The organism is Streptomyces sp. NBC_00207, from assembly GCF_045160965.1.
In the GTDB taxonomy this organism is placed as follows: domain Bacteria; phylum Actinomycetota; class Actinomycetes; order Streptomycetales; family Streptomycetaceae; genus Streptomyces.
On sequence record NZ_CP130715.1, the window covers coordinates 5,799,254 to 5,817,504 of the forward strand.

18 protein-coding genes are annotated in these 18,251 nt (G+C 71.8%); 9 read left to right on the forward strand and 9 right to left on the reverse strand.

All coding sequences use genetic code 11. The annotated features are described in order from the left end of the window. Window positions 1-66: 66 nt before the first annotated feature. Window positions 67-1,035, reverse strand: coding sequence for a hypothetical protein (locus tag OG472_RS27560; RefSeq protein ID WP_405831727.1), 969 nt, complete (start codon window positions 1,033-1,035; stop codon window positions 67-69). 352 nt (window positions 1,036-1,387) lie between these two features. Continuing rightward, window positions 1,388-2,368, reverse strand: a complete 981-nt coding sequence (locus tag OG472_RS27565; protein ID WP_405942174.1) for a hypothetical protein — start codon at window positions 2,366-2,368, stop codon at window positions 1,388-1,390. A 243-nt stretch (window positions 2,369-2,611) separates the two neighbouring features. Between OG472_RS27565 and deoC the strand changes: the two genes are divergently transcribed. Genes deoC through OG472_RS27580 form a run of 3 tightly spaced genes read left to right on the forward strand, consistent with a single transcriptional unit; the run spans window position 2,612 to window position 5,902 of the window. Next, window positions 2,612-3,574, forward strand: a complete 963-nt coding sequence (gene deoC, locus OG472_RS27570) for a deoxyribose-phosphate aldolase (RefSeq protein WP_401607857.1) — start codon at window positions 2,612-2,614, stop codon at window positions 3,572-3,574. A 5-nt stretch (window positions 3,575-3,579) separates the two neighbouring features. Next, window positions 3,580-5,016, forward strand: a complete 1,437-nt coding sequence (locus tag OG472_RS27575) for an aldehyde dehydrogenase family protein (RefSeq protein WP_361757711.1) — start codon at window positions 3,580-3,582, stop codon at window positions 5,014-5,016. Further along, window positions 5,009-5,902 (forward strand): aldehyde dehydrogenase family protein, encoded by an 894-nt coding sequence (locus OG472_RS27580; RefSeq protein ID WP_383565407.1) that lies wholly within the window; start codon window positions 5,009-5,011, stop codon window positions 5,900-5,902. The genes OG472_RS27575 and OG472_RS27580 overlap by 8 nt, the downstream gene beginning before the upstream one ends. A gap of 76 nt (window positions 5,903-5,978) precedes the next feature. Here the strand turns inward: OG472_RS27580 and OG472_RS27585 are convergent, their stop codons facing one another. Further along, a complete protein-coding gene (locus tag OG472_RS27585; RefSeq protein WP_401607112.1) occupies window positions 5,979-6,329 on the reverse strand; it encodes a hypothetical protein in 351 nt (116 codons plus the stop codon). Between the two features lie 54 nt (window positions 6,330-6,383). Between OG472_RS27585 and OG472_RS27590 the strand changes: the two genes are divergently transcribed. Further along, complete coding sequence (locus OG472_RS27590) at window positions 6,384-7,085, forward strand: uridine kinase (protein WP_401607855.1); 702 nt, start codon at window positions 6,384-6,386, stop codon at window positions 7,083-7,085. Between the two features lie 7 nt (window positions 7,086-7,092). On the opposite strand, the gene OG472_RS27595 is transcribed toward OG472_RS27590, so the two are convergent. The 3 genes from OG472_RS27595 to OG472_RS27605 form a co-directional block, all read right to left on the reverse strand. Further along, window positions 7,093-7,518 (reverse strand): MarR family winged helix-turn-helix transcriptional regulator, encoded by a 426-nt coding sequence (locus OG472_RS27595; protein WP_401607111.1) that lies wholly within the window; start codon window positions 7,516-7,518, stop codon window positions 7,093-7,095. Window positions 7,519-7,523: 5 nt separating this feature from the next. Continuing rightward, a complete protein-coding gene (locus tag OG472_RS27600; RefSeq protein WP_405942175.1) occupies window positions 7,524-7,967 on the reverse strand; it encodes an SRPBCC family protein in 444 nt (147 codons plus the stop codon). 244 nt (window positions 7,968-8,211) lie between these two features. After that, the gene (locus OG472_RS27605; protein ID WP_362852089.1) at window positions 8,212-8,907 is read right to left on the reverse strand and encodes a SigE family RNA polymerase sigma factor; all 696 of its coding nucleotides are present in this window, start codon (window positions 8,905-8,907) and stop codon (window positions 8,212-8,214) included. Window positions 8,908-9,084: 177 nt separating this feature from the next. On the opposite strand from OG472_RS27605, the gene afsQ1 reads away from it, so the two are divergent. The 3 genes from afsQ1 to OG472_RS27620 are packed head-to-tail and all read left to right on the forward strand — an operon-like array spanning window position 9,085 to window position 11,889. Next, window positions 9,085-9,762 carry a two-component system response regulator AfsQ1 gene (afsQ1, locus tag OG472_RS27610; protein ID WP_063754818.1) on the forward strand — a complete coding sequence of 226 codons (678 nt, stop codon included), beginning with the start codon at window positions 9,085-9,087 and terminating at the stop codon, window positions 9,760-9,762. Further along, a complete protein-coding gene (locus OG472_RS27615) occupies window positions 9,660-11,246 on the forward strand; it encodes an ATP-binding protein (protein WP_405834945.1) in 1,587 nt (528 codons plus the stop codon). Before afsQ1 ends, OG472_RS27615 begins: the two co-directional genes overlap by 103 nt. Beyond that, a complete protein-coding gene (locus OG472_RS27620) occupies window positions 11,230-11,889 on the forward strand; it encodes a hypothetical protein (protein WP_401607103.1) in 660 nt (219 codons plus the stop codon). The genes OG472_RS27615 and OG472_RS27620 overlap by 17 nt, the downstream gene beginning before the upstream one ends. A gap of 419 nt (window positions 11,890-12,308) precedes the next feature. Here OG472_RS27620 and OG472_RS27625 read toward each other — a convergent pair whose 3' ends face one another. The 3 genes from OG472_RS27625 to OG472_RS27635 form a co-directional block, all read right to left on the reverse strand. Continuing rightward, a complete protein-coding gene (locus OG472_RS27625) occupies window positions 12,309-13,955 on the reverse strand; it encodes a phospho-sugar mutase (protein ID WP_405831732.1) in 1,647 nt (548 codons plus the stop codon). A gap of 28 nt (window positions 13,956-13,983) precedes the next feature. Beyond that, window positions 13,984-14,790, reverse strand: coding sequence for a purine-nucleoside phosphorylase (locus OG472_RS27630; protein ID WP_327415963.1), 807 nt, complete (start codon window positions 14,788-14,790; stop codon window positions 13,984-13,986). A gap of 210 nt (window positions 14,791-15,000) precedes the next feature. Next, the gene (locus OG472_RS27635) at window positions 15,001-15,438 is read right to left on the reverse strand and encodes a gamma-glutamylcyclotransferase (protein WP_030290800.1); all 438 of its coding nucleotides are present in this window, start codon (window positions 15,436-15,438) and stop codon (window positions 15,001-15,003) included. A 184-nt stretch (window positions 15,439-15,622) separates the two neighbouring features. On the opposite strand from OG472_RS27635, the gene OG472_RS27640 reads away from it, so the two are divergent. After that, a complete protein-coding gene (locus OG472_RS27640) occupies window positions 15,623-17,062 on the forward strand; it encodes an NAD(P)H-quinone dehydrogenase (RefSeq protein WP_401607098.1) in 1,440 nt (479 codons plus the stop codon). A gap of 175 nt (window positions 17,063-17,237) precedes the next feature. After that, a complete protein-coding gene (locus OG472_RS27645; RefSeq protein ID WP_401607096.1) occupies window positions 17,238-18,185 on the forward strand; it encodes a DeoR/GlpR family DNA-binding transcription regulator in 948 nt (315 codons plus the stop codon). Window positions 18,186-18,251 lie beyond the last annotated feature (66 nt).

An 18,251-nucleotide genomic window follows, 5' to 3' on the forward strand; every position in this document is an offset into this window, starting at 1 on the left:
TTTCGGCGGGCCACCGGGTCGGTGGCCCGCCGGAGGAGGGCAGGACAGGAAGCGGACGAAGGGGCGTCAGCCCTGGCTGGCGCGGCGGCGGCGCAGGACCACGCTGGCGGCCAGGGCGCCGAAGGCGGCGATCAGGGCGGCGCCGGCCGTCATGGTGGCGGTGTCGGCGGTGTCCGCGGCGGTCTCGACCGGGAGCTCGGCGCCCGCGGCGACCGGGCCCTTCGGGACCACCGACGTCTGGCCCGCGGTCTGCGGCTTCACCGGAGCGGGGGTGGAGGTGGGGGCGGGGGTGGTGGGCTTCGTCACCGGCTTGTCGTCGGTGAACTTGTAGCTCGGCTTGCAGCCCTTGGGGAACGCGGGGAACGCGACCCGGCCGACCGTGTCGTTGCCGCCCTGCGTCTTCCACTCGAAGACGGGCTTGGCGCCGCTCGGGTTCACGATCCGGGCGATGATGCCCGCGGACTCGGGCAGCGAGGGGTGGGTGCGGTCCAGCTGGCCGAAGCCGCGGCCGCCGTCGCCCGCCTCCAGGAGGACCACCTTCGGGCCCAGCTCGGAGACGTACAGCTCGGCGGACATGCCCGCGCCGATGTCCTGACCCACCGGACCGACCCGGCAGTCCGTGCTGGCCTCGCCCGCGGGCAGCGGGTAGGACTTGGCGGTCCCGTCCGCGGCGGTGACGACGAGCACGGGCTTGGCGCTCGCGGCCTTGGTGAGTTCGAGGTCCAGGCCCTTGGCCTTGTCGTGGGGCTGGGTCCGGTCCAGCTTCGTCACGACGTGGACCATGTAGGTGTCGCCGGGCTTCCAGTCGGGGCCGACCTCGCGGATCCACGCCTCGGGACCCTCCGACTTGTTGCGCAGCACCGCGACCAGGCCCTCCCCGATGTAGACGGGCTTGCCCTCGTAGCGGCTGTTGTCCGAGGCCGCGGCCGACTGCGGGGCCGTGGCGGGCGCGGCGAACGCGGCGCCGGCAGCCGGGACGAGCATCGCGCCGGCGAGGGCGACGGTGACTATCGAGGTGCGGAGGGCGGTACGCATAACGACTCCTGAGGCGTGGGTGAGGAGAGTGGAGGAGAGTCGCATGCCGCGTTGCGTCTGTTCGGTCTGGTTCACCGGGTCAGGTGTGGCGGGCTGCTGAAGACAAATCTATGGATCTTGTGCGGGTGGACGATCCGCCTCCTGTCATGGCCGTGTAACGGACGAATGCGTGTCGGAATGGAGCTGTCCATTCCATCGTGGATCCCCCGAAAACGGGCCGCCTCCGGCCGGGATCCGTACACGCACGAAAAAAGCCCCGGCGGGCCACCGCATGGTGGCCCGCCGGGGCGAGAAGGTGTGACCGGGGCGAGAGGGGTGTGCCCGCCCCGGGAGGGGTGTGGCCGGGGCCGGATCAGCCCTGGGTGCGGGAGCGGCGGCGCAGCAGCAGGCCGGCCCCGAGCGCTCCGAGGGCGGCGACGAGGCCGGCCCCGGCGGCGTAGGCGGTGCGGTCGGCGGTGTCGGCCGGGATCTCGGCACCCGCGGCGACGCCGCCCTTGGGCACGACGGAGGTCTGGCCGGCCGTCTGCGGCTTGGGGGCCGTCGGGGTGCTGTGGCCGGTGGAGGCGCTCGGGCTGGGCTTCGGCTCGGGCTTGGTGTCCGGCTGGGGCTTCTCGGTCGGCTTCTGGAAGGTGTAGTCGAACGTGCAGCCCTTGGGCAGCTTCGGGAACGAGGCGTGCCCGTACAGCGTGTTGCCCCCCTGGGTCTTCCACTCGAAGACCGGCTCGGCGGAGCTCGCGTTCAGGATGCGGGCGACGATGCCGGCGCCTTCCGGCAGGGAGGGCGTGGAGCGGTTCAGGCTCGTGTGTCCTCCGGGACCCTCCTCGTCGAAGTCCAGCTGGGCGACCGGACCGTTCGGGGTCATCATGAGCTGTGCCTCTGCACCCGCCCCGATGGGCTGCGACACGGGCTTGCTCACGCACTCCGGACCCTGGCCCTTCGGCAGCGGGTAGGAGCTGGTCTTGCCGTCCTTGGTCACGGAGAGGACGGGGTGGTGGACGTCCTCCTCGGTGAGTGCGAGCTGCAGGCCCTCGGCCGAGGCCGTGGGGTGCTCGTGGTCCAGCGTGGCGAGGACGCGGCCGATGTAGGCGTCGCCCGGCTTCCAGTCCGCCGGTACCGAGCGGATCCAGGCCTCGGGACCCTCCGACTTGTTGCGCAGCACCGCCACCACGCCCTCACCGATGGAGACGGGCGTGCCGGCGTAGCGGTCGGGCACGGAGGACGACGCGGCCGCGGCAGCGAGGGGGGTCGCGGCGAACGCCGTGCCTGCGGCAGGGGCCAGGAGCGCGCCGGCGAGGGCGGCCGTGACGATGGAGGTGCGGAGGGCGGTACGCATAACGACTCCTGGAGCGTGGGTGAGGAAGGTGGAGGAGAGTCGCATGCCGCGTTGCGTCTGTTCGGTCTGGTTCACCGGGTCAGGTGTGGCGGGCTGCTGAAGAGAAAACTATTGATCTTGTGCGGGTGGACGATCCGCCTCCTGTCATGGCCGCGTAACAGCAAACGGGGCCCTCGGTTCCGAATGAATCGGAGGGTGGGGGTGACAGGTCGCTACGCGCGTAGATATGCTCATGTGGTGACCATGCCCACCACCCTCACCGCATTCGCTGACGTGACGACGTCCGACAGTGCGCTGCGCCGCTTCCTGCACGGGCTGCCCGGCGTCGACACTGTCGGCCTGGAGGCCCGCGCGGCCTCCCTCGGCACCCGTTCGATCAAGACGACGGCCAAGGCGTACGCCATCGACCTGGCCATCTCGATGATCGACCTGACGACGCTCGAAGGCGCGGACACCCCGGGCAAGGTCCGGGCGCTCTCCGCCAAGGCCGTCAATCCCGATCCGACCGACCGTACGACGCCCATGACCGCCGCGGTCTGCGTCTACCCCGACATGGTGGCGACCGCCAAGGCCGCGCTGAACGGCGCCGACGTCAAGGTCGCCTCCGTCGCCACCGCCTTCCCGGCCGGCCGCGCCGCCCTGCCGGTCAAGCTCGCGGACACGGCCGACGCCGTGGCCGCCGGCGCCGACGAGATCGACATGGTCATCGACCGTGGCGCCTTCCTCGCCGGCCGCTACCTCGACACGTACGAGCTGATCAAAGCCGTCAAGGAGGCCTGCGTCCGCCCCGACGGCACCGCGGCCCGCCTCAAGGTCATCTTCGAGACCGGCGAGCTGTCGACCTACGACAACATCCGCCGCGCCTCCTGGATCGGCATGCTCGCGGGCGCCGACTTCATCAAGACGTCGACCGGCAAGGTGGGCGTCAACGCCACCCCCGCGAACACCCTGCTCATGCTCGAAGCCGTCCGCGACTTCCGGGAGCAGACTGGAATCCAGATCGGCGTGAAGCCGGCCGGCGGCATCCGCACCACCAAGGACGCGATCAAGTTCCTGGTCCTGGTCAACGAGACCGTGGGCGAGGACTGGCTGAGCAACCACTGGTTCCGCTTCGGCGCCTCCAGCCTGCTCAACGACCTGCTGATGCAGCGCCAGAAGCTGAGCACCGGCCGTTACTCCGGTCCCGACTACGTGACGGTGGACTGATCACCATGGCATCTGTATTCGAGTACGCACCGGCTCCCGAGTCCCGCTCGGTCGTCGACATCGCCCCCTCCTACGGGCTCTTCATCGACGGCGAGTTCACCGACGCCGCCGACGGCAAGGTCTTCAAGACCGTCTCGCCGAGCAGCGAAGAGGTCCTGGCCGAGATCGCGCAGGCCGGCGCCGCCGACGTGGACCGCGCCGTCAAGGCCGCCCGCAAGGCCTTCGAGAAGTGGTCCGCGCTGCCCGGCTCCGAGCGCGCCAAGTACCTCTTCCGCATCGCCCGGATCATCCAGGAGCGCAGCCGCGAGCTCGCCGTCCTGGAGACCCTGGACAACGGCAAGCCGATCAAGGAGACCCGCGACGCGGACCTCCCGCTGGTCGCCGCGCACTTCTTCTACTACGCGGGCTGGGCCGACAAGCTCGACCACGCGGGCTACGGCGCCAACCCCCGCCCCCTCGGCGTGGCCGGCCAGGTCATCCCGTGGAACTTCCCGCTCCTGATGCTCGCGTGGAAGATCGCCCCGGCGCTCGCCACCGGCAACACGGTCGTGCTGAAGCCGGCCGAGACGACCCCCCTCTCGGCGCTGTTCTTCGCGGACATCTGCCGCCAGGCGGGCCTGCCCAAGGGCGTCGTCAACATCCTCACCGGATACGGCGACGCGGGCGCGGCCCTCGTCGAGCACCCGGACGTCAACAAGGTCGCCTTCACCGGCTCGACCGCCGTGGGCAAGAAAATCGCCCGCCACGTCGCCGGCACCGACAAGAAGGTCACCCTGGAGCTGGGCGGCAAGGGCGCCAACATCGTCTTCGACGACGCCCCCATCGACCAGGCCGTCGAGGGCATCGTCAACGGCATCTTCTTCAACCAGGGCCAGGTCTGCTGCGCGGGCTCCCGCCTGCTGGTCCAGGAGTCGATCCACGACGAACTGCTGGACAGCCTCAAGCGCCGCCTGAGCACCCTTCGCCTGGGCGACCCGCTCGACAAGAACACCGACATCGGCGCGATCAACTCCGCCGAGCAGCTCGCCCGGATCACCGCGCTCGCGGAGACCGGCGAGGCCGAGGGCGCCGAGCGCTGGTCCCCGGCGTGCGAGCTGCCGTCCGCCGGCTACTGGTTCGCCCCGACGCTCTTCACGAACGTCACCCAGGCGCACACCGTCGCCCGTGACGAGATCTTCGGCCCGGTGCTGTCCGTGCTGACCTTCCGCACGCCCGACGAGGCCGTCGCGAAGGCCAACAACAGCCAGTACGGCCTGTCCGCCGGCATCTGGACGGAGAAGGGCAGCCGCATCCTCGCGGTCGCGAACAAGCTCCGCGCGGGCGTCGTCTGGGCCAACACGTTCAACAAGTTCGACCCGACCTCGCCCTTCGGCGGCTACAAGGAGTCGGGCTTCGGCCGCGAGGGCGGCCGCCACGGCCTGGAGGGCTACCTCGATGTCTGAGTCGACCCGTCTGAACGTCTTCAAGACCTACAAGCTGTACGTCGGGGGCAAGTTCCCCCGCTCCGAGAGCGGCCGGGTGTACGAGGTGACGGACTCCAAGGGCAACTGGCTGGCCAACGCGCCGCTGTCCTCCCGCAAGGACGCCCGTGACGCGGTCGTCGCCGCGCGCAAGGCCTTCGGCGGCTGGTCGGGCGCGACCGCGTACAACCGCGGGCAGATCCTCTACCGCATCGCCGAGATGCTGGAGGGCCGCCGGGAACAGTTCGTCCGCGAGGTCGGCGAGGCCGAGGGGCTGTCCAAGTCGAAGGCCGGCGCCGTCGTGGACGCGGCCATCGACCGCTGGGTCTGGTACGCGGGCTGGACCGACAAGATCGGCCAGATCGTGGGCGGGGCCAACCCGGTCGCGGGCCCGTTCTTCAACCTCTCCACCCCGGAGCCGACGGGCGTCGTGACCGTGATCGCCCCCCAGGACTCGTCCTTCCTGGGCCTGATCTCGGTGATCGCCCCGGTCATCGCGACCGGCAACACGGCGGTCGTGATCACCTCCGAGAAGTCCCCGCTGCCGGCCCTCTCCCTGGGCGAGGTGCTCGCCACCTCCGACCTGCCCGGCGGCGTGGTCAACATCCTGTCCGGCAAGGCCGCCGAGATGGGCCCGCACCTGGCGTCCCACCAGGACGTCAACGCGATCGACCTGGCCGGAGCCGATGCGGCGCTGGCCAAGGAGCTGGAGATCGCGGCGGCCGACAACCTGAAGCGCGTCCTGCGTCCACAGCCTGTGGACGACTGGAACGCCGACCCGGGCACGTCGCGCATGACGGCGTTCCTGGAGACCAAGACGGTCTGGCACCCGACGGGCTCGCTGGGCTCGGGCGGATCCTCGTACTAGAAGATCCCCGCGAACCGGCCCCGGCAGCGTCCCCCGCGCTGCCGGGGCCTTCGCGTACCCGCTTCTACCTGCTCCCCTACTTCTTCGGGAGGACCGGCCCCAGCAGCGAGGAGACCGCCGCGGTGGGCAGCTCGCCGACGGACGGCCCCTGGGTCAGGACCCCGGTGACCATGCCGGTGCCGACGGCGGGGAAGTCCGCGACCTTGGTGGCCACGCCGTTGTCCAGCGGGTCCACACCGGTGTGGGCGAGCGGGTTCACCTTGAGGTTCGCGATCGGGTCGGCGACCCCGGCCAGAGCCGCCGGTACATCGAGCTCACCGGCCTGAGCACCCCCCGCGGCCATGGCGAGCGCGGCGCCGGCCATCGAGAGGGTGAGGCCCGCGGAGCGGAGCCGGTTCGGTGCGTTCGGGGCTGCGTGACGTGCCATGGGGATCCCGCCTGAGGTCGTAGTCGCGTGCGCACGCAGCGTAGTGGAGGTGTGATCCTCGATACCAACCGGTCGCCGGAGGCATCCCCTGCGCGGGGGAATGGTTCACACTGGTGTCCTGTGAGCTCCTCCTCTCCTTTGCCTACGCGTGTCGTCCTTCTGACCGGACCCTCGGGGTCCGGCAAGTCCTCGCTGGCGGCCCGGTCGGGTCTGCCCGTGCTGCGCCTGGACGACTTCTACAAGGAGGGTGACGACCCGACCCTCCCGCTGGTGGAGGGCAGTTCGGACATCGACTGGGACTCGCCGCTGTCCTGGGACGCGGACACCGCCGTGGCGGCGATCGAGGAGCTGTGTGCGGTGGGTCGCACCGAGGTTCCGGTGTACGACATCGCGACGTCCTCGCGGACCGGGGCGGAGGCGCTGGACATCTCGCGTACGCCGCTGTTCATCGCCGAGGGGATCTTCGCGGCGGACATCGTCACCCGCTGCCAGGAGCTGGGGCTGCTCGCGGACGCGATCTGTCTGCGCGGGCGGCCCTCCACCACCTTCCGCCGCCGGCTGGCGCGCGATCTGCGGGAGGGCCGCAAGTCGGTCCTGTTCCTGCTGCGGCGCGGCCTTCGGCTGATGCGGGCGGAGCGGGGCATCGTGGCGCGCCACATCGCGCTGGGCGCGCACGCGTGCGGCCGTGACGAGGCCCTCGGCCGCCTCGCCGCAGCCGCCGCCGGCCGCCGCCGCCACACCCCCACTCACGCCTAGCCCCCGGCTACTCCCCGCCTTCCGCGGCCAGGCGGCCGAGCAGGGCCACCGCGTCCTCGACCGGGACCGGCCCGAAGAACCGCGCGTCGACCTCCTCGACGGCGGCGATCGCACGGGGGGCCAGTTCGGCGCCGGGGCCGGTGACGCGCAGCCGCTTGGCGCGGGTGTCGGCCGGGTCCACCTCGCGTTCGATCAGGCCCTTCTTCTCCAGGGTGCGCAGCACCTGGGAGGTCATCTTCACGTCCGTGCCCGCCTGGCGGGCGACGGCCTGCTGGTTGGGCCGCTCGCCCTGGCCGTTCAGCCACCAGGTGCAGGCGAGCAGGACGAACTGCACGTGGGTCAGGTCGAGCGGGGTCAGGGCCGTGGCGATGTCGCGCTGCCAGCGCAGCGTGACGTGCCAGAGCAGGAACCCGGGGCTCTCGCCGGGCTTCAAGGCGCTCAGCTCCGCGCCGCGAGGGCCACGAGCGCGGCCATCGTCTCGGGCCAGTCCGCGGTGATGCCGGGACCGATCTGCGGTCCGGCCTCGGCGGCGCCCTCGCCGGTGATCTCCATCCGGTACGCCACCTTGGTGCGCCCCTGCCCGAGCGGGACGAGCCGGTGCGTGGTGCGCAGGACGAGCGGCCTGAACCGGGCCTCGTCGGTGAAGTGCTCGCCCTCGCCGAGGTCGGTGACGGTCAGTTCCACCGGTTCGTCGCCGGGCGGGGTCATCGTGATCACGGCGCCCTCGGCGAACGGGCCGCGGAGCTCGATCTTCTCGATCCCGCCGTTCCAGGCCCCCCAGTTCTCCACGTCGCTCCAGAGCCGCCAGATCGCCTCGGGTGCGGCGTCGGTCTCGATGTCGTGCTCGTACTCCCACATGACGGCCTCCTCGATCCGGAACATCTGCGGAAAGATTATCTGCGCGCAGACTATCTGTCCAGGAGGCGCCGCCGTGATCGCCGCCGTGATCGCCGCCGTGATCGCCGCGGTGACGCCGCCGTCATCGCCGTCCCACCGCCCGGCCCCGCACATGTGAAAAGGCGGGATCAGGCGGACCCCCGGCCGCTTGATCCCGCCTTTTCCCCCCGCGGCCCCCGTCCCACCCCCGTAGGACGGGCCCCCTGGCCCGATGGTCTCTTGTGCCGCGTTACGCGACGAGCTCCTCGAAGGACTCCGCCTCGTCGCGGCCGAAGCTCAGCGCCTCGTCCTCCCGCAGGCGGCGCAGCGAGCGCCAGATGCTCGACTTCACCGTGCCGACGCTGATCCCGAGGATCTCCGCGATCTCCGGGTCCGTGCGGCCCTCGTAGTAGCGCAGCACCAGCATCGTGCGCTGCGGCTCCGGGATCCGGGTCAGCGCCTGCCACAGCACCGCGCGCAGCTCCGTACCGCGCATCGCGTCCGTGTCGGAGGCCGTCTCCGGCAGCTCCTCGGTCGGGTACTCGTTCAGCTTGCGCCGACGCCACGCGCTGATGTGCAGGTTGGTCATCGTGCGGCGCAGGTAGCCGCCGACGGCCGCCTTGTCGCTGATCCGGTCCCAGGCGCGGTACGTGGAGAACAGCGCGCTCTGCAGCAGGTCCTCGGCCTCGTAGCGGTCGCCGGTGAGGTGGAAGGCCGTCGCGTAGAGCGCGGCCCGCCGCTCCTGGACGTACGCCGTGAACTCGGCCTCCGACGTGGAGGACGGGGTCTGCTGGGCGGGAACCGCCTGGTACTGGTTTGCGTCAATGGCTACGACGTGGGCCGGCCGGGGACGGGCGACCGCCACCGTACGGACACCCGCCCGGCGGTTCACATCGTGCAGCCGCGTGACAACCGCGCTGGTGTTGGTGCTGTGCAGCGTGTTCATCTCGCGCCCCCCGTCGTGGAGTGTCTCTGCTTCGGTCCGTTGTGCGTTGATAGAAGACTGCCCCGCCGACTTAACCGGGGTGTCCGTCGACTGTCACAGCACTGTCACAGCGACCTCCGTGGGATCACCTCGCTCCGACGGTCGAACTACAGACTGCCGATGGGACAGAATGAGCCCGTGCCTTTCCTGTTGCTGATCGAGGACGACGACGCCATCCGCACGGCCCTCGAACTCTCCCTGTCTCGCCAGGGCCACCGTGTGGCCACTGCGGCGACGGGCGAGGACGGCCTGAAACTGCTGCGCGAGCAGCGGCCGGATCTGATCGTGCTGGACGTAATGCTGCCCGGGATCGACGGTTTCGAGGTGTGCCGGCGCATCCGCCGCACCGACCAGCTGCCGATCATCCTGCTCACCGCGCGCAGCGATGACATCGACGTGGTCGTCGGCCTGGAGTCCGGCGCCGACGACTACGTGGTCAAGCCCGTCCAGGGCCGGGTGCTCGACGCCCGCATCCGGGCGGTCCTGCGCCGCGGCGAGCGCGAGTCGAGCGACTCGGCGAGCTTCGGCTCCCTCGTCATCGACCGGGCCGCCATGACGGTCACCAAGAACGGCGAGGACCTCCAGCTCACCCCGACCGAGCTGCGGCTGCTGCTCGAACTGAGCCGCAGGCCCGGGCAGGCGCTCTCCCGCCAGCAGTTGCTGCGGCTGGTCTGGGAGCACGACTACCTCGGCGACTCGCGGCTCGTGGACGCCTGCGTCCAGCGACTGCGCGCCAAGGTCGAGGACGTGCCGTCCTCGCCCACCCTGATCCGTACGGTCCGCGGCGTCGGCTACCGCCTGGACTCACCGCAGTGATCCGCGCGTTGCTCGCGGGCCGGCGCTGGACCAGCCTGCGGCTGCGGCTCCTCATCGTCTTCGCCCTGGTCGCCCTGACGGCCGCGGTCTCCGCGTCCGGGATCGCGTACTGGCTCAACCGGGAGGCCGTGCTCACCCGCGTCCAGGACGCCGCCCTCGGCGACTTCCGGCAGGAGATGCAGAACCGCGCCGCGGCGCTGCCCGCCGACCCGACGCCGGAGGAGATGCAGCGCACCGCCGAGCTGATGGCGGGCAGCAGCCCCGGCTACAGCGTGCTGCTCGTGCACGAGCGCAAGGACCGCCGTCAGGTGTTCGGCGCGGCCGGTCCCGACTCCTTCGGGCTGCAGGACGTGCCGAAGTCCCTCCAGAACGCCGTGAACGACGAGCAGAAGACGACCGCGGCGAACGACGCCGAGTACCACATGTACTGGCAGCGGACGAAGCCGAACGGCAACCCGTACCTGGTCGGCGGCACCCGGATCGTGGGCGGCGGGCCGACCGGCTACATGTACAAGTCGCTGGCCCAGGAGCGGGACGACCTGAACGCGCTCGCCTGGTCGCTGACGATCGCCACCGGTCTGGCGCTGCTCGGCTCCGCACTGCTGGCGCAGGCGGCGGCCCGTACGGTGCTCAAGCCCGTGCAGCGGCTGGGAGACGCGGCCCGGCGGCTCGGCGAGGGCGAGCTGGACCACCGGCTGGACGTGTCGGGTACCGACGAACTCGCCGACCTGTCGCACACCTTCAACAAGACGGCCGAGGCGCTGGAGAAGAAGGTCGCCGACATGAGCGCGCGGGAGGAGGCGAGCCGGCGCTTCGTCGCGGACATGTCCCACGAACTGCGCACGCCGCTGACCGCCTTGACCGCGGTCGCGGAGGTGCTGGAGGAAGAGGTCGACGACCTCGATCCGATGATCGCACCGGCGGTGGCGCTGGTCGTCAGCGAAACGCGGCGGCTGAACGACCTCGTGGAGAACCTCATGGAGGTCACCCGCTTCGACGCCGGAACGGCCCGCCTGGTGCTGGATGACGTGAACGTCGCCGACCAGGTCACGTCCTGCATCGACGCGCGGGCCTGGCTCGACGCGGTCGAACTCGACGCCGAGCGGGACATCGTGGCCCGGCTCGACCCGCGCCGCCTCGACGTCATCCTGGCCAACCTGATCGGCAACGCGCTCAAGCACGGCGGCTCGCCGGTGCGGGTGTCGGTGACCGTGGACGGGGAGTGGCTGGTGATCGCGGTCCGCGACAACGGTCCGGGCATCCCCGAGGAGGTCCTGCCGCACGTCTTCGACCGGTTCTACAAGGCGAGCGCGTCGCGGCCGAAGTCGGACGGGAGCGGGCTGGGCCTGTCGATCGCCGTGGAGAACGCACACATCCACGGCGGCGACATCACCGCCGCCAACGCGGCGGGGGGCGGAGCGCTGTTCACGCTGCGGCTGCCGGTGGACGTGGGGAAGGTGATCGCGGATGACCGGGATGCGTAGGGCTCTGCCGGTGGTGCCGGCCGTGGTGGTCCCGCTGGTGGCGATCGCCCTGCTCGCGACGTCGGGCTGCGGGATCAGGGCGACGACCGTGCCGGTGGACGTGGGCCCGGCGCCGTCACGGGTGTCGTGCGACACCCCGCCGGCGCCCGCCGGGCAGAGCGGGGTGCAGGGCTTCCGGGCCACGGTCGAACTGGTCTGCGGATCGCAGCTGGTGGGCGTGGACCGAGTGGTTCCGGTGCCCGAGAAGATGCCCGTACGGGAGCCCGTGGGCCTCGTCGCGCAGGCACTGCTGGAGGCGCTGGAGCAGACGCCGACCGGGGACGAGCGGGACGCCGGCTTCACGACCGGGGTGCCGGCCGGCCTGTCGGTGTCCGCGCCGCGGGCGGGGGATCCGGCGGGCACGGTGCGGTTGAGCCGCAAGCCGGAGGATCTGCCGCCGGTGGCCCTGTCGCAGGTCGTGTGCACGCTGTCGGGCAACGACGCGGTGTCGGCGGGGCCGGGGCCGGTGGTCCTGGGCGGGCCGGACGAGGATCCGCCGCGGGCGTGGGAGTGCACGGAGGCGGTGCGGTCGCGGCCGGAGTCGGTGCCGACGCTGGGCGAGATCGTCCGCCCGTCCGCCTCACCGAAGGCCACCCCCCGCTGACCCTCCGCCGCCGCGGCTCCCAGACCGGGGCTCCGCCCCGTATCCCGCGCTCGAACGCCGGCGGGGCCGAAGGAGCGGGGCTCCGCCCCGGACCCTCCTCCCCGGACTCCGTCCGGGGGGACCCCCGGTCCTCGAAGGCCGGACGGGCCGAAAGATCGCCTCAAACGCCGGCGGGCTGGATTTCTGCCCCGCCGGCGTTTGAGTGGGGTCCCTGGTCCCTCCGGACGAAGTCCGGGGGAGGCCGCAGAGCCCCGCAGGGACCCCCGAAAACGGCGAAGGCCCGGCCCCGCCGGACGGGGCGGGACCGGGCCGGGCAGGGGCCGAAGCCCCGGCCCCGTGCCCGACGGACGGAGTCGGGCGCAGCGGCGCGAAGCCGGTGAGGCCCCTGGGGCCGGGGCGCGCGAGCGGCGCCGGATGAATCAGATGCCGGCTGCCGCCGCGAGGTCCTTCTTGATCGCGTCCAGGATCTCCTGGCCGCGGATGCGGGCCGGGGCGAGGTCGGAGGCCTCGGCGACCGGGACCACCACCTCCAGGTAGCACTTCAGCTTCGGCTCCGTGCCCGACGGCCGGACGATCACCCGGGCCTTGTGGTCGCCCTCCAGGTAGTAGCGCAGGCCGTCCGTGGGCGGGAGGGTCTCCGTGCCCTTGGTCAGGTCCTCCGCCGAGACGACCCGCAGCCCCGCCAGGGACACCGGGGGCTCCGCCCGCAGCGCGGCCATCGCCGAGGCGATCACCGACAGGTCCGAGACGCGGACCGACAGCTGGTCGGTGGCGTGCAGCCCGTGGGCCATCGCCAGGTCGTCCAGCAGGTCGGTCAGGGTGCGGCCCTGAGCCTTGAGCTCCGAGGCCAGCTCCGCCACCAGCAGTGCGGCGGTGACGCCGTCCTTGTCGCGGACGCCCTCGGGGTCCACGCAGTAGCCGAGCGCCTCCTCGTAGCCGTAGCGCAGGCCCTCGACGCGGGCGATCCACTTGAAGCCGGTGAGGGTCTCCTCGTAGCCGACGCCCGCCGCCTCCGCGATCCGGCCCAGGAGTGAGGAGGAGACGATGGACTCCGCGAAGACGCCCTCCGCGCCCTTGTGGACCAGGTGCTCCGCCAGCAGCGCGCCGACCTCGTCGCCGCGCAGCATCCGCCAGCCGTCCGCGGTCGGCACGGCCACCGCACAGCGGTCGGCGTCCGGGTCGTTGGCGATCACGATGTCCGGGTCGACCTCGGCGGCCTTCGCGAAGGCCAGGTCCATCGCGCCCGGCTCCTCCGGGTTGGGGAAGGCCACCGTCGGGAAGGCCGGGTCCGGCTCGGCCTGCTCGGCGACCAGGACCGGCTCCGGGAAGCCGTGCCGGGCGAAGGCCGCCATGACGACGTCCTTGCCGACGCCGTGCATGGCCGTGTAGACGGTCCGCACGCCCCGGGCGGACCCGGGGGTCAGGACGGCGTCCGTACGGGCCAGGTAGGCCTCCAGGACCCCGTCGCCGAGTTCCTCCCAGCCGGACTCCGGGCGGGGGACCGAGGCGAGGGTGTCGACGCGGGCGATCTCCGCCGCGATCTCGGCGTCCGCCGGGGAGACGATCTGCGAGCCGTCGCCGAGGTAGACCTTGTAACCGTTGTCCCGGGGAGGGTTGTGGCTCGCGGTCACCTCGACGCCGGCGACGGCCCCCAGGTGCCTTATGGCGTACGCGAGGACGGGCGTCGGCAGCGGGCGGGGCAGGACGGCGGCGCGCAGCCCGGCGCCGGTCATGACGGCCGCGGTGTCGCGGGCGAAGTCCGCCGACTTGTAGCGGGCGTCGTAGCCGACGACGACCAGGCCGCCGGCGTGGCCCTGGGCCTTCAGGTAGGCCGCGAGGCCCGCCGCGGCCCGGATGACCACGCTGCGGTTCATCCGCATCGGGCCCGCGCCGATCTCACCGCGCAGTCCGGCGGTGCCGAACTGGAGGGTGCCGGCGAAGCGGTCCGCGAGCTCCGCGGTGTCGCCCGCGTCGATGAGCGCCGCGAGCTCGGCCGCCGTCTCCGGGTCCGGGTCCTCCGCCAGCCAGGCTTGGGCCCGGGTGATCAGGTCGTCCTGTTCCTGCACTACTTCCGCCTTACCTCTCGTACGTCGATCAGATGCGGGCGAGGACCTGCGTCAGCAGCGTGCCCATGCGGGCGGCCGAGTCGCGGCCGGCCTGGAGGACCTCTTCGTGGTTCAGCGGCTCGCCGGAGAGGCCCGCCGCCAGGTTGGTGACGAGGGAGATGCCCAGCACGTCCGCGCCGGCCTCACGGGCCGCGATGGCCTCCAGCACGGTGGACATGCCGACCAGGTCGGCGCCCATGACGCGGATCATGTTGATCTCGGCCGGGGTCTCGTAGTGCGGGCCGGGGAACTGGACGTAGACGCCCTCTTCCAGGCTCGGGTCGATCTCCTTGCACATCGCGCGCAGCTTCGGCGAGTACAGGTTCGTCAGGTCCACGAAGTTCGCGCCGACGATCGGCGAGGTGGCCGTCAGGTTGAGGTGGTCGCTGATCAGCACGGGCTGGCCGGGCTTCATGCCCTCGCGCAGACCGCCGCAGCCGTTGGTGAGGACCACGGTCTTGCAGCCGGCGGCGACGGCGGTGCGCACGCCGTGGGCGACGGCGGCGACGCCGCGGCCCTCGTAGTAGTGGGTCCGGCCGAGGAAGAGCAGCGCGTGCTTGTCGCCGATCTTGTACGAGCGGATCTTGCCGCCGTGGCCCTCGACGGCGGGCGGCGGGAATCCGGGCAGCTCGGTGACCGGGAATTCGAATTCGGGGGCGCCGAGCGCCTCCGCGGCGGGGGCCCAGCCGGAGCCCATGACGAGCGCGACATCGTGGGAATCGACGCCGGTCAGCTCGCGCAGGCGGGCGGCTGCGGCGTCGGCGGCGGCGAAGGGGTCGGTAACAGATGCGTTCACGCAGACGAGCGTAACCGCTCCTGGCCTACGCGCGTAGATGGCACAGCTCACGGTGTTCGGATCGTTGCCTTGTCGTTTCCGCCGAATCGTCCCCGAGGGGTGGCGGGGGCCTTGCGGGACGCTGGCCGCGGGCTTCGGCGGGGCCGAAGGAATCGGGGCTCCGCCCCGGACCCCGCGCCCCAAACGCCGGCGGGGCTGGAACGGCGGGGGTCAGCAGGGGCGCTTGCGGAGTTCCATCACGTAGTCGTGCGGGGCGCCCGCGGACTCGGCGGCGTCGGCGAGCTCGCCCAGGTAGCGGGCCGAGGGCAGGCCGCCCTCGTAGCCGTTGAGCACGTAGCACCAGGCGGCCTCTTCGCCGTCCAGGGTGTGCACCCGGATCCGCATGCGGCGGTAGATGTCGAGCCCGACGCCCTCCCAGCGGTCCATCGAGTCCTCGTCCAGCGGCGCGATGTCGTACAGGGCGACGAAGACCTGGTGGCGCGGGGCCTCGACGATCGTGGCGAGAGCGCCCTCCCAGCCCATCTGCTCGCCGCCGAAGGTCAGCCGCCAGTCGTTGATCCAGCCCGTTCCGCGCAGCGGCGAATGGGGAGCGCGGCGCGTCATCAGCCGCGGGTCGAGGTTGCCGGCGTACGCGGCGTAGAGCGACATGAGGTCGAGGGTACGGGAGGGGTGGCCGTGACCGCGTGCCCGGATGGCGCACGGATGACGGGACCGGGCGCGAAGCACCTTGAACCGTGCGGGACAATGGGGCACGGAATGCATCCCCCGGGGAGACCCCCCGGAACACCGGCCGGGGCGGCAGCCGGCCGGGTAGACGTGAGGCGGACTTTTCGTGACCCGGATCGTGATCATCGGCGGCGGACCCGGCGGGTATGAGGCTGCGCTGGTAGGGGCCCAGCTCGGCGCGGAGGTGACCGTCGTGGACTGCGACGGCCTGGGCGGGGCCTCGGTCCTGACCGACTGCGTACCCTCCAAGACTCTGATCGCAACCGCCGAGGTGATGACCACCTTCGATTCGTCGTACGAAGAGCTCGGCATCGTCGTCGCGGACGACACCCCGCCGCTGGAGCAGGCCGCGCGCGTCGTCGGCGTGGACCTCGGCAAGGTGAACCGGCGCGTCAAGCGCCTCGCGCTCGCCCAGTCGCACGACATCACCGCCTCCGTCACCCGGGCCGGCGCCCGCGTCGTACGGGGCCGCGGCAAGCTCGGCGGCCCGCAGGGCATCGACGGCACGCGCGACGTCATCGTCACCGCCGCCGACGGCACCGAGACGATCCTGACGGCCGACGCGGTGCTGATCGCGACCGGCGGCCACCCCCGCGAGATCCCAGACGCCATGCCCGACGGCGAGCGGATCCTGAACTGGACCCAGGTCTACGACCTCGACGAGCTCCCGGAGGAGCTCATCGTGGTCGGCTCCGGTGTGACCGGCGCCGAGTTCGCCGGCGCTTACCAGGCCCTCGGCTCCCGGGTGACCCTCGTGTCCTCCCGCGACCGCGTGCTGCCCGGTGAGGACCCGGACGCCGCCGCCGTCCTGGAGGACGTCTTCCGGCGCCGCGGCATGAACGTCGTCGGCCGCTCCCGCGCCGAATCCGCCAAGCGGGTGGGCGACCGGGTCGAGGTCACCCTCTCCGACGGCCGCGTCCTGACCGGCACGCACTGCCTGATGGCGGTCGGCGCGATCCCCAACACCACGAACATGAACCTGGAGGAGTCCGGGGTCCGGCTCAAGGACTCGGGGCACATCTGGACCGACAAGGTGTCGCGCACCTCCGCGCCCGGCGTGTACGCGGCGGGTGACGTCACCGGGATCTTCGCGCTCGCGTCGGTCGCGGCGATGCAGGGCCGCATCGCGATGTACCACTTCCTCGGTGACGCGGTGGCCCCCCTGAACCTGAAGACGGTGTCCTCGAACGTCTTCACCGACCCCGAGATCGCCACCGTCGGCTACACCCAGGCGGACGTGGACGCCGGCAAGATCGACGCCCGCGTCGTGAAGCTCCCGCTGCTGCGCAACCCGCGCGCCAAGATGCAGGGGATCCGGGACGGCTTCGTGAAGCTGTTCTGCCGTCCGGGCACCGGCATCGTCGTCGGCGGCGTGGTCGTCTCCCCGCGCGCGAGCGAGCTCATCCACCCCATCTCGATCGCCGTCGACAACAACCTGACGGTGGAGCAGATCGCAAACGCGTTCACCGTGTACCCCTCGCTGTCGGGCTCGATCGCCGAGGTGGCGCGCCAGCTGCACACGCGGAAGGCCGCCGGGGAGGCGTAATCGGCCCCAACCGCCCCACACCTCAAGGGTGTTGGGGCGGTGCGCCGCCGCGTGGCCGGACGTTCACCCAGAGCTCGGGCCGCGTATACCACTAGTCGCCCTGCCATATGGACAACTTCGGTATTCCGGCGCAAAGAGCTGAAAGCAGACGGTCGTTGGGGTTACTGTCAGTTTCGTGTTCGCTGCAGAACGTCGCCAATTGATCCTCGAAATGGTGCGGGCCAACGGAGCGGTATCGCTCCGGGAGCTCGCCCGCGTCGTCCAGACCTCCGAAGTGACCGTACGGCGGGACGTGCGGGCACTGGAGGCAGAAGGACTCCTCGACCGCCGACACGGCGGTGCGGTCTTGCCGGGCGGTTTCACGCGGGAGTCCGGCTTTCCGCAAAAGTCCCATCTCGCGACGGCGGAGAAGACCGCCATCGCCGATGTCGCGGCCTCCCTCGTGGAAGAGGGCGAGGCCGTCGTCGTAGGCGCGGGCACCACGACGCAGGAGCTGGCCCGCCGGCTCGCCCGCGTGCCCGGACTGACCGTCGTCACCAACTCGCTGCTCGTCGCCCAGGCGCTGGCGCATGCCAACCGGGTGGAGGTGGTGATGACCGGCGGCACCCTGCGCGGGTCCAACTACGCCCTCGTCGGCAGCGGAGCCGAACAGTCCCTCCAGGGGCTCCGGGTCTCCCGCGCCTTCCTCTCGGGCAGCGGCCTGACGGCGGAACGCGGCCTGTCCACGTCCAACATGCTCAGCGCGAGCGTGGACCGGGCACTGGTGCAGGCGGCGGCGGAGGTGGTCGTCCTCGCGGACCACACGAAGCTCGGCACGGACACCATGTTCCAGACGGTGCCGACGGACGTGATGACCCGACTGGTCACGGACGAGCCCCCGCCGCACGACGACCGCGCGGCGACGGAGCTCCAGGCCCTGGCGGACCAGGGAGTCCAGATCACGGTGGCGGGCGCCGCCGCGGCCTCCGGCGGCGACGGCATGCATCCCCGTCGCCCCCGCCGCGACTCCCCCCTCCCGGTCCAGCGCCGGGGCGGCCCGACGGCCCAACTCCGCAGCGCGTCCCCCCTGTCGGACCCGGGCGAACGGGAACGGGCGAGGGTGGCGGACATGCGGCGGCGGTAACCCGCCGGAGGCTCGGGCGCGCCCCGGAAGGAAGAGAGGCCCTGCCGGAAACCGGCAGGGCCTCGA

Excerpts from the sequence above, each read along its gene's own strand:
- OG472_RS27605 (WP_362852089.1), bottom strand. The coding sequence starts at position 8,907 with ATGAACACGCTGCACAGCACCAACACCAGCGCGGTTGTCACGCGGCTG.
- OG472_RS27575 (WP_361757711.1), top strand. The coding sequence starts at position 3,580 with ATGGCATCTGTATTCGAGTACGCACCGGCTCCCGAGTCCCGCTCGGTC.
- OG472_RS27560 (WP_405831727.1), bottom strand. The coding sequence starts at position 1,035 with ATGCGTACCGCCCTCCGCACCTCGATAGTCACCGTCGCCCTCGCCGGC.
- OG472_RS27600 (WP_405942175.1), bottom strand. The coding sequence starts at position 7,967 with ATGTTCCGGATCGAGGAGGCCGTCATGTGGGAGTACGAGCACGACATC.
- OG472_RS27585 (WP_401607112.1), bottom strand. The coding sequence starts at position 6,329 with ATGGCACGTCACGCAGCCCCGAACGCACCGAACCGGCTCCGCTCCGCG.
- OG472_RS27635 (WP_030290800.1), bottom strand. The coding sequence starts at position 15,438 with ATGTCGCTCTACGCCGCGTACGCCGGCAACCTCGACCCGCGGCTGATG.
- OG472_RS27565 (WP_405942174.1), bottom strand. The coding sequence starts at position 2,368 with ATGCGTACCGCCCTCCGCACCTCCATCGTCACGGCCGCCCTCGCCGGC.
- OG472_RS27620 (WP_401607103.1), top strand. The coding sequence starts at position 11,230 with ATGACCGGGATGCGTAGGGCTCTGCCGGTGGTGCCGGCCGTGGTGGTC.
- OG472_RS27580 (WP_383565407.1), top strand. The coding sequence starts at position 5,009 with ATGTCTGAGTCGACCCGTCTGAACGTCTTCAAGACCTACAAGCTGTAC.
- deoC (WP_401607857.1), top strand. The coding sequence starts at position 2,612 with ATGCCCACCACCCTCACCGCATTCGCTGACGTGACGACGTCCGACAGT.